This window comes from Streptomyces sp. NPDC006552 (genome assembly GCF_040611655.1).
Classification (GTDB): domain Bacteria; phylum Actinomycetota; class Actinomycetes; order Streptomycetales; family Streptomycetaceae; genus Streptomyces.
The window spans coordinates 1-10,251 of the sequence record NZ_JBEXOS010000120.1 but is presented as its reverse complement, the minus strand read 5'-3'; the positions used below and the strand labels follow the sequence as shown (position 1 = coordinate 10,251).

Below are 10,251 nucleotides of genomic sequence, written 5' to 3'. Positions count from 1 at the left end.
GGCAGCAGCGGCTCGATCCGCTCCCACAAGTCGTCCGGCACGCTCCACGGTGAAGTTCCCACAGCCTGGCCAACGCTCAACTGCCCGGTCAGGCACGGCTGCCAGGGGCGATGCACCTCATTGTGTTAGCCGTTCTAAGCAGCCCGCCAGAACGGCAGGTTCCACCGCCACGTGATCGTCTGACGCCGGCGGTGACGCCCGCCCAGAAGTCCGGTCGGGCGTTCCGCTCGGACTCGGCGATGGCAGGCGAGCCCGCAGTGCCGCGATCGGACGGGGGAACTCTGAGCCCCCCGGCAAACCGATCGAACAGAGCCTCTCTCACGGGGGAACTACGAGTCGTCGACGGGGGAACTACAAATCGTCGACGGGACTACAAGTGGTCGACGGGGGAACTACAAGATCCCCAAACCAGTAAGAACAACCAGTAAGAACAACCAGTAAGAACAACCAGTGAAAGACACGGCACCAACACAGTGATTGGAGAGCTAGCGCTCTCTGCTCCTGCTGGGGGGACTGCGCTTCGCGCCGTGCTTCGCACGGCACTCGCGTCCCTTCGGGATCGTCTCCCCCCAGACCCCCATAGACACGCTCCCTACGGTCGCGCCGGTCACTGCCTGCGGCAGCGCCCCTGTGAACCCATGGCTGATGTCCGTAGGAGCAGTCCTACCTACCTGAGGTAGGAACAGCAACCACAGGACGCGCGCATGCACGCGAGCGGGGACCAGCCGGGGGGCAAGGCTTCTTCCAACGAGGGCGTGCCAGCTGTTGGACCGCACGGCAGGTTTCAGTGGGCGGCGTTGTGACCTGACCACTGAAACCCGCCGTGCGGCGGCTTCCGGCCGAGCCGGTGCACGAGTTGCTTCATCGTCCTGTGGTTGAGCATGGGGGGTGTTCTGTGGGCTTCTGACTGTCGTGGGTGTCGTAGGTCAGCGCTTGACGCGGTTGCGGATGGCGAGCACGACGAAGCCCAGGAGAACGGGTTCGGTTATGCGGGAGAGCATCTCGGTGTAGGTGCCGGCAGTGGTGAGGTCCTGGCCGGAGGAGCGAAACACCACCGAATTGATCACCACCCGCAGACCCTTCTCGAGCCGCTCGGTGCTGACCCGGCTGACCAGCGAGCCGGTCGGGTTGACCGGGTCGGGGGTGTCGGTGGTGAGCTTGAGGTCCTGCCCGGAACTGACCTGCCGGCCGGTGGTCTGGGGCTTCGGGTCTTCAGAGGGCAGCCCCCACAGGGCCATCGCCGCGATCGTGACGAGCATGCCCGCCGCAAGCCATCCCAGCGCCCGCGAGGCCCGCAGACCGTAACCCGACAGCAGCCAGTACCCCTTCAGCAGCCCACGCTCCGGCCAGGTGGTACCGACCCGGTCGTGACGGCGCATCTCCATCTCGCCGTAGTAGAAGTCCGCCGCCCCCGGCTCGTCCTTGCCGTCCTCCAACGCCTTCCGCAACGCCCGGTACACCGGCGCCAACTGCGGTGGTCCCACATCACCGGCACCGAGCACAGCCGGGTTCCAGCCGGAGGCGGCATGCGGCCTGCCCGCCCGCCAGTGGTGCTCCTCTGCCAGCGTCCGGCGCGCGGAGAACCGCGGGCCCCGCCCGGGCCCGAGCGGGGCGGGGGCCACGCCGAAGGAACACGCGCCCTCCAGGCTCAGTTGGGACAAGTGCACCGTGCCGATGAACAGACACCGCGACAGATCCACCCCGGCCAGGACCAGGTGCGCCGCGTCCACCCCGCGCAGCGAGGAGACCCGCACCGACGCGTCGGGCGTACCGGCGAACAGCTCCTCTGTCACCGGCTGTCCGTTGGTGCGCAAGTAGGGGGCGGCTTCTGCGGCGATGGTGAGGGGGTATTCGAAGACGGCGTGGGAGAAGTCCAGCGTGGCATAGCGAAGGCGCAGCTCAGCCGTCGCCGACCAGCGCGTCCGCCGGCACTCCACGCGGCGCGCGGCGAGCAGCAGCGTCACCGGGCCGCCGAATACTGTGCCGGACAGTCGCACGCGTCCAGCGCAGACCAGCGGTCCGAGGGTGGCTGCCCGTTCGAAAGTGGCCGACTCGAACCAGGCGTCGCCTGCGAAGGTCGCCGCGTCGAACCTTGCGTCGCGCGTGAAGGTCGCCTCGTCGAACCTGGCTTCGCGGGGGAAAGTCGTCGAGATGAAGTAGGCAGTGCCCGTGAAGGTCGCCGAGCTGAACAAGGCGTCCCCCGTGAAGGTCGCCCATTCGAACCTGGCGGTGCGCGTGAAGGTCGCCGAGCTGAACCAGGCGTCGCCTGTGAAGGTCGCATAGTCGAACCTGGCTTCGCGCGGGAACATGGCCGAGTGGAACCAAGCGTCGCCTGTGAAGGTCGCCTCGTCGAACCTGGCGGTGCGCGTGAAGGTCGCGGAGCCGAACAGTGCGATGGTGCCTGTGAAGGACGCCTCGTCGAACCTGGCGTCGCCCTTGAAGGTCGCCGAGCCGAACAGCGCGATGCCTGTGAACCTCGCCAAGCTGAACCTGGCGAGGCCCGTGAAGGTCACCGCGTTGAACCTGGCGTCGCCCGTGAAGGTCACTCCGTCGAACCTGGCGTCGCCCGCGAAGGTCGCCGAGCTGAACCAGGCGTCGCCGGCGAAGGTCGCCGCGCCGAACCCGGATGTGCCCGTGAAGGTCGCCTCGTCGAACCTGGCGTTACCGAGATGAGGGCGACGGATCGGGGAGGAGCGGAGAGAGGCAAGCAGGGCGTCAAGGAGGGCTTGGGTGAAGGTGGTGCCGCGGTGGTCGATGTCGGCACCAGGGGTCAGGCCGGCCAGGTAGGCGTCGCGGTCCGGGTCAGCCAGGTGAGCCAGACACTGCCCGTGGCCCGGAACGTGGATACCTCGGCAACCGACAGGGTCGTCCGGGGCGGAGCCATCGCCGCAGTGCGGCCACTCGGGTGGAGTCAGGGACGGGCTCGCAGACGTCATACCTCTCATGGACGACAGAACCAGCCGACCAGTTGCCCGGTAGTCCAACTCGAGAAGTGCAGCACTGAAGGCTTTCGTGCGGTACTGCGGCCCGACACCGCTTAGGCGAAGGGTCTCAGACCAGGGCGCCCGGTCCGGGCGGTCATGACGACCACCCTCCCCCGCCCCGATTTCCCAACTGCAGGTGTCGGGCCGTGAGGAGATGCCGGTGAGGACGATCATGGTCTTCCGGCTCGGCCCGTGCCCCGCAAAACCGCTTGCGGTCCGAGGGTCGACGAATTTCGTCGCTATCGCCCAAGGACCGGAGAACAGGACTACGGGGGTGTGAGTAATTCGAAGGCTGGTGGTACCGTCATTCTTCGAACTAGTCACACTCCTACTCGTCAGGCTCTGCGGGTTTGGGCTGAGTCTTGTTCCACACGAACGCCGCAGCGGCGACCGTCGTCCCGACGTAGGGCGCCGCCGCGCCAGCATCCTCCATCAACTCTTTGACGGTCTCGCTCTGCACCTGGGCCTGCATCAGTGTAAGGAAGACCAGCACCCCCCAGAACCACATGAACAGCGTGCGTTTGGTCTCCCACGACAGTTCCGCAGGCTGTCCACCGGCGAAGGACCGCGCGGCCTGGGACAGTTCCTCCAGCATGTCGTCCGGGACGTCATCCGGTGCAGCCGCGTCGGCGTCGACGGCGGCCGTGGCCTCCTCCACAACCTGCCGGGCCCACTCCCGTTGCTCGGCGGGCAGGGCATCGAAGGGAGAGGACAGCACGGTGTCGAAATCCAGCCGGGAGACGTCCAGACGGAATTCCGGCGAGTGCGTGGCCATGTTCCGCAGAAGGCGGGCGGCCCAGGAGGACATGACGCTGGACAGCTGCTCGTTGCGCATCTGGATCGCGGGGGCCATGACGCGGGCATAGTGCTCGGCGAACCGTGCGTTGTTGGCAGCGCTGAAGCGCTGCACAGCCTCGCTGAGCCGCGTGTTGTTGGCGAGGGCGAACTCGGCGACGGCACGGCGGAAGTCGTCCATGGCCGGGTTAGCGGCGAGCCGTTCGCCCACCCGGCGGGCGAGGTCCTGGGACGGGTCTGGCTGAGGTGTGTGGGACATGCGTTCATCCTCACCGACACCCGGCGTGATCCACGGCCGATCACCAAAAATTGCGGCTCGCTATGCAGGGGGAGGACGGCCCGGCGGCACCTTCTTCCGCCGTACGGTTTCGCTGAGGGGACCCCGCCCTGCCCTTCCCGAAGGCGCTCCACCCCGTCTGGTGAGCACCTTCCAGAAACTTCGGCCCGCGGAGCCAGGCACGGCAGCCAGGAGTGCCCGGGTGCTCGACGCGCTGGACAGACCGGTTCGGTCTCCATGCGCAGAACCTGGATACCGTCTGCCCATGGAGATCGTGAAGTGGGTCCCATCAGGCGTGTCGTTCCTCTCGTTCCTCCTGGCTGCCAGATCCGCCCGCAGCGCCCACCGCTCAAGCCGAGAGGCCAAGGCCCCTTACGTGCTGGTTGACGTCCGCCCGCTTGAACCGTGGTCCAAGATGTTCGTGATCGTCATCGAGAACACCGGGCCGACGGCAGCTCGCAACGTGCGCATCACCACGGACCAGCCATTGCATTCCAGCATCACGGATGTCGACGGTCGCCTCCACCAAGACGTGACCACACCGATCCCGGTGCTGCTGCCGGGCCATCCGGTGCAGCACGTCTTCGACAGCACAGCCCGGTGGGACAAGAACCGGGGACTGCCCATGGCGTACACGTTCACAGCTGCGTTCGAAGGCCCCGGCGAACGCAATCTGACGGAGGCGTACACGATCGACCTACACCTCCGAGGCGTCACGGCCGCCCGTGAACGGCCTACCCACCATGTCGAGATGTGTTTGACAAACATCCAAGGGAGCTTGCAGGGGATCAACAACGCCCTGTGCGCACTACGAAAAGACCGAAGCTGACCCGCCGTTCCGCGACGCTCAGCTAGTCGCCCGTGTAGGGGTGCCGGTAAGGCCCAGTGCACGAAGGGTGGGCTTCACGTCCGACGACGTGTCGGGCGACCGGCTCGACAGCAGGGCAGGCGTATCCCCTCTAGGGAGGGCGATCAGAAGAAGAACGGCCACCCGCGAGGTTCCCTTAAGCCGGCGTACAGCTCGCGCACGCGCATGGTGATGGCTTCATACGCGGCTTGCACTGCCTCGTTCGTCTCTTCGAGCGCTGTGTAGACGCCGATGCCGAGCGTGCCCCTCTGCATACCTTCCTCGAACGTCGCAGGTGCGTCCGTGTAAACGGTCCAGGCCCGGTCAGTGATGCGTTCGGCAGCCACCTTGACCAGTTCCCGCACCATGTCGTCGAGGATGAATCCGACCTGCGCATCGAGGGCTGCATCAGCCTCCCTCATGGCGGTCCGGCATCGCTCGGCGTGGTTAACGGGTGGTTTCGAATAACGAGGGTCGGGCTGCTTGGCGGAGATGAGCTCGTCTCCGTGACGGCGCAGGTTCCTCAGGAGCTGGTTCACCTCTACGAGGTGCTCCAGCTCGAACGCTTCGCGCCGTTCGAGCTTGGTTCGGAGAAAATCTCCCCGCCGCTCCCTGCGCTGGCGCCGGTGGTCGCCCCAATTCGACACCAGGGGAATCAGGCTTCCGAGGACGACGCCCGCGAATCCCCACGTTGCCTGGTCCATGGCCGGAGTCTAGACAGGACAGAGGCATGGCAAGTGGAAGCGGGCTAGCAGCATCGGGGTGAACGAGCGAGCTAGGGACTGGGGCTGGTGGGCAGGGGATCAGGGTCAGAGGGGCAGGCGGGCGCGGGTGTGGCGGGGCCAGACCCGGAAGGGGAGGAAGAGGCGGAGGGCGGTGGGGGCAGGAAGGCGGTGGGGGAGGGGATTGAGGCGGTGGGCGTGGGCGGGGCGAGAGCGGTCGTCACTGAGGCGGCCGCCGCGGTGAGCGAGGCTATGGGTGTGTTGGGCGGGGACGCGGTGGCCGTGGGCAGGTTGATGGTGATGGTGCTGGTGGAGGGCGGCGGTGCCGGTTCGGGGTGCTGCAGGCGGACGGCGGTGGTGGTGAACAGACCGATGTCCCCGGCTGCGGTGGGCAGGCGCGGGGACTGCCGCATGGACGATCCGGCCCACAATGCCTGGCTGAGGAAGTCTTGTGCCCTAGCAGCTCGCAGCCCCCAGTGCGGTGTGAGGCTGACCCCGACCCGTGACGCTCTCGGTGTCACCTGCTCCGAACGCCCGGCCGACATGATCACCCCGTCGGCCGAGCACCGCCCCCGATCGTGCGCTCTCCTGGCGCTGTTTCACTCATTCGTTTACTGGCTGGGATGAGTGAGCACGGTACGTGCGGCGATGGCTTTGTCGGCCTCGTCGGTGTGGGCGAAGAGCCGCATCAGCGTACTGCCTGCGGTGATATGTCCCAGCTCGTCGACGAGAGCGCTGTGATACTGAGCAAGCGCGGCTCGAAGGGAGTCGTCGTTATCGGCCACGGCGTTCATGCCTGTTCGCAGGCCTGCCAGGACGAAGGGAAGCGACGACGGCGTGACCCACGGCTGGGTGAGTGTCTGCCATACGAGGACCCGAAGGTTGTTTGGCCGGTGTGAGGGAGGCGTCGCGCGGTAGAGCCCCGTGTAGGCGGCGCTGAGCCAGCTGGAGGCCTCGTGCGGCATCGACCGGATGCTCCGAGACGCGGCATCGAGAGCAAAATCTGCTGCCGCATGCGGGTTCGCCCAGGCGGTCGGCCGCGAGACAGCGAGAGCCACCGCCTTCGCCTGCCAACCGTCGGTCTGTGCCGCGTGATGGTAGAGGCTGGCAGAGAACGGGATGTCCACGAAGTAGTTCCGCAGCAGCTCGGCCCTGACGACCAGTCCTTCCTCCAGCGTCAGGACGCTGTCACTCACACAGGCATCCAGCAGGCTCAGGGTTCCAAAGGAGACCACGCCCTGAGTACGCGCGAGAGCGCGCAGACTTCGATCATCGCTCCACAGCACGTGACCGTGCTCCTTGGCATAGTCGACCGCTGTCAACCACGCTATGCCGCGCGTTCTGGGCAGCCGCGGCAGACTGCGCAGCTCGGGCCGCGACACGCGTGGGGTGGCCTGCATGATGTCCACCAGCCGGGTGGCGGCAAATCGCAGCGCAGACACCTCTTCGGGGGTGGAGATCAGCACGGTGGCGCTGGTGTTTCCCCCGTCCCACGCCACGGTCATATCGGACCGAAGGGCGATGGACTCCTTGGCCTGCAGTGCGTCCGCCAAGAGCTGGTCGGTCGTCGTGACTGTCCGCAGCTGACCCACGAGTTGCTCGGACACACCTGGCTCCAACAGTGCGAGTGTGGCGGCCGCACTCGTGTCCAGGACTACCCGTCCGTTGAGTGCAGTTCGCACCGCTTCCATCTCCGCCACGAGGGGCGGGAGGTCAACTGCGTGTACAACCGGCCGTTCAGCGGTGCGGTGTATACAGGCCTCTGCATACGTCCGTCCTGTGGCCAACGACAACATCCCCACCGGAAGTTCGCCACGTGCGACCTTGCCGCCAATCTCCTGGGTGTGCTCATAGGCGCTGCGCAGTTCCTCAGTGAGATTCTCCAGAGGATTGTCCGGTGGGCCCACCGAGACCGCGCGGAAGATCTTGCTAGCAGGGAAGCGCTCCAAATAGCCTTCAGTGGCGGCGCGAAGCCGATCGGCATCGTGGTCCGGAAGCGGGCTCCCCGGGGTGGCCGCTCGAGTGTGCAGCGCGCCCAGAAACTGGCCCAGGAGTTCTTCATCGTCTGGCCAGCGTTGCATCAGGGCAAGAGCGCGGCCGGTGAACTCCACATCTTCGGAGAATCGGGAACCAAGACCGAGCCACAACAGCGCCTCGTCCTTGCTCCGAGGTTCTATGAGTGCGCCCTGTTCGGTCAGGGACTGCCAAGCTTCCTCCGGCATGGCCCGCACCGCGTAGCAGCGGGCCAGTGCCCACCGGGCAGAACTGTCCAAAGGGTCGAGAGCGAGGAGCCGCAACGCGGCATCCGTCGCCTGCTCCATGCGCCCGTCCGTCGACTCGATGTCGACGAGCAAGGCGTACATGCGGCCCTGCCCTGCCCACTTCGGCCCGGCCATCCTCAACGCGGCCTCCGCGCACTCGCGGGCGGACGAATAGGTGCCAGAGGCGCGAAACAACCCGGCGGCCATGGACATCAGGCGGACATCACGCCAGTGATCGGCACCGCCCTTCAACGTTTGCGCCGCCAGGTGCAGATCGCCACCGCGGTGATAACGCTCAGCCAGCTTGAGGACAATCAGAGGGCTACGCGTGACGTTGGCGCGCAGCACGGCCATCCCGTCACCGGAACTGCCTTTGAGGGCTCGCGCCAGCAACTCGATATCCGCGACCGCCTCAGGGTTTACAGGCGTGAGGTGGGTCAGATCCGGGATATCCGCGCCCGACTCGGCCAGCCCCATCGCCGCAATCAACTGCTCCTGCTCAGTACGCGCAGCCTCCCACACCTGCCGCCACAAGCCCCTGACCTCGGTGTTCTCCGTATCACCATCCCGACGCACTTCGGCGATCAGCACCCGCACATGTGCCTTGGCGAACGCATCGACCACCCTCTCCAGCAGCCGTTCCGCCTCCTGCTCCCGGCCCGAGAGAGCCGCGACCATAGCGGTCTGCTTAAGCAGCCTCTCGTCAGAGGCCTCAAGGAGCAGCGCTTCGCCCTCCGGCGGAGGCTGGGTCAAGCTCCACGCCGCCGACAGATCTCCGCACAGCACAGCCGCCTGCACCGCAAGGACAGCCGCCTCAGCACTATCCCCATACCAAGCGCGCCGGCTGTTCCGAGCCCGGACCGACACCGCCAGAGCCTCCTGGGCATTAGCCAGCCGCAGAGGAGTACGACCATGCACAGCCTGCTGCAGCAATGCCGTAGCCAAGCGGATGGCAACGCTGGAAAACTGTGTTTCTTGGTGGGCCGCCCGCAGTTTGGCCACGGCCTCGCTCTCCCGGCCCGCGCGCGTCAGTGCATCGGCCTCGAGCTGGACACGCATGGAGTCGGCCAACGCATTGTGCGGCTGCCAGTGGGCCAGCTGGCGCAGGCACTCGGGCCAATTTTCGTCGAGGTAGGCGTGCAGCGCGCTCAGCAACGGCGACTCTGCGTCCTGGCGCGCATCGAGGTAGCTCCTCACCTCCGCTTCCGTGCGGGAGCCGGCCTGCAGCGCCGCCCTGGCCACCAAGTGGTCCTGCGGATACCCGCCTTCACGAAGAGCCCTTTCGAGGAAGACCTGGGAAGCGCGCGGTGCTTCGTACTCGGACGCCAACTGACCGAGCCAGCTGAATGCCTGCGTAGGCGCCTGCACGAGCCAGGTCGGCAGTTCATCGGCCCATGCGCGCAAAACGACCCCGCGCTCGCTTCCGGAGCCCGCCTCCGCCAATACATTCACCGCTTCCTCCACAGCGGGCCAGCTCGCGCACAGACGGCGTGCCTCGTGCGATGACCACGGGCTGAGGGTGCGCACCGCAGCATCGAAACCACGGCTGGCATCAAGACGGGCAAGCACATCGTCGCGGGAAGCGACAACTGTCTCCCGGGTCTTGCTCCCGTCTTCGACAGTGGACTGCCGCTCCCACTCACTGGTGAGTAGTGCTGCCTCCTGCGGTGAGACGGAACGCACGTACTCCTCCATCACAAACCGCAGCACCCGCAACGCATCACGTTGACGCTGCTCGGCATCACGGCCGGGCACCACATAGACCAGCCTCTGCGCCGCCTGATCGAGGGAAGACTCCGTGCACTGTCGCAGCTGCTCTGCTGTATCCGCTTGTGCAAGCCACACACGTAGCGACTTCGCGCGGACTTCAATCCCCACCGCCGCTGCCCGCTTCGCCGCAGCACGCGCCACTCGCCGACCGCGCGTGAGCTTCTGAAAAACGTTCATACCAAACCGACTAGCAATCGGCCCTGCTACCTTGGCCAAAACTGTCGGTGTAAGTGGTTCCACGACGTCCTCCACACCCGTGTGCGCGGGCCCCCTTGCCCCGACAACGCGCACGCTGTGATCGACCCTACTGTCCGGGACCGACAACGCCGGTCCCAGCGAGTTCCTCCGCCAGCGTCCAGGTGAAACTGCATCCGTAGCGCCGCCACTTTCACCAGCGCATGTCGAGTTGGTCGAGCGCCGAACGTCGCTCCACGGTCAGCCCAGCAGCTCGGCGGCGTACGTTGGCTGTCCACATCCCCAGGTCGATCCGCACTTCCCCCTCGGGGGTGGTCTCGCGTCCGGCGGCGGCGGGCCCGGCCAGTTCCATCGGCAGGGCTTCGACGTGTTTGCGGGGCACGTTCAGGTGCCCTTCCCG

6 protein-coding genes are annotated in these 10,251 nt (G+C 66.5%); 1 reads left to right on the top strand and 5 read right to left on the bottom strand.

Features of this window, described 5'->3' with window-relative positions; all coding sequences use genetic code 11:
• Nucleotides 1–926 precede the first annotated feature (926 nt).
• Together ABZY33_RS35335 and ABZY33_RS35330 are read right to left on the bottom strand one after the other, a co-directional pair.
• Nucleotides 927–2,936, bottom strand: coding sequence for a pentapeptide repeat-containing protein (locus ABZY33_RS35335; protein ID WP_356495817.1), 2,010 nt, complete (start codon nt 2,934–2,936; stop codon nt 927–929).
• 376 nt (nt 2,937–3,312) lie between these two features.
• Nucleotides 3,313–4,038, bottom strand: a complete 726-nt coding sequence (locus ABZY33_RS35330) for a hypothetical protein (RefSeq protein WP_356495816.1) — start codon at nt 4,036–4,038, stop codon at nt 3,313–3,315.
• 283 nt (nt 4,039–4,321) lie between these two features.
• Between ABZY33_RS35330 and ABZY33_RS35325 the strand changes: the two genes are divergently transcribed.
• Nucleotides 4,322–4,885 (top strand): hypothetical protein, encoded by a 564-nt coding sequence (locus ABZY33_RS35325; protein WP_356495815.1) that lies wholly within the window; start codon nt 4,322–4,324, stop codon nt 4,883–4,885.
• A gap of 143 nt (nt 4,886–5,028) precedes the next feature.
• Here the strand turns inward: ABZY33_RS35325 and ABZY33_RS35320 are convergent, their stop codons facing one another.
• The 3 genes from ABZY33_RS35320 to ABZY33_RS35310 all read right to left on the bottom strand — a co-directional run.
• On the bottom strand, nt 5,029–5,607 hold the full coding sequence (locus ABZY33_RS35320; protein ID WP_356495814.1) for a hypothetical protein: 579 nt from the start codon (nt 5,605–5,607) through the stop codon (nt 5,029–5,031).
• Nucleotides 5,608–6,236: 629 nt separating this feature from the next.
• A complete protein-coding gene (locus ABZY33_RS35315) occupies nt 6,237–9,833 on the bottom strand; it encodes a hypothetical protein (protein WP_356495813.1) in 3,597 nt (1,198 codons plus the stop codon).
• Nucleotides 9,834–10,044: 211 nt separating this feature from the next.
• Nucleotides 10,045–10,251, bottom strand: a 207-nt coding sequence (locus ABZY33_RS35310; protein WP_356495812.1) for a helicase associated domain-containing protein, incomplete at its 5' end; no start/stop codon positions are given.

Bases quoted from the DNA above. Each gene is read 5' to 3' on its own strand.
- ABZY33_RS35315 (WP_356495813.1), bottom strand. From the start codon at position 9,833: ATGAACGTTTTTCAGAAGCTCACGCGCGGTCGGCGAGTGGCGCGTGCT.
- ABZY33_RS35335 (WP_356495817.1), bottom strand. From the start codon at position 2,936: ATGACGTCTGCGAGCCCGTCCCTGACTCCACCCGAGTGGCCGCACTGC.
- ABZY33_RS35330 (WP_356495816.1), bottom strand. From the start codon at position 4,038: ATGTCCCACACACCTCAGCCAGACCCGTCCCAGGACCTCGCCCGCCGG.
- ABZY33_RS35320 (WP_356495814.1), bottom strand. From the start codon at position 5,607: ATGGACCAGGCAACGTGGGGATTCGCGGGCGTCGTCCTCGGAAGCCTG.
- ABZY33_RS35325 (WP_356495815.1), top strand. From the start codon at position 4,322: ATGGAGATCGTGAAGTGGGTCCCATCAGGCGTGTCGTTCCTCTCGTTC.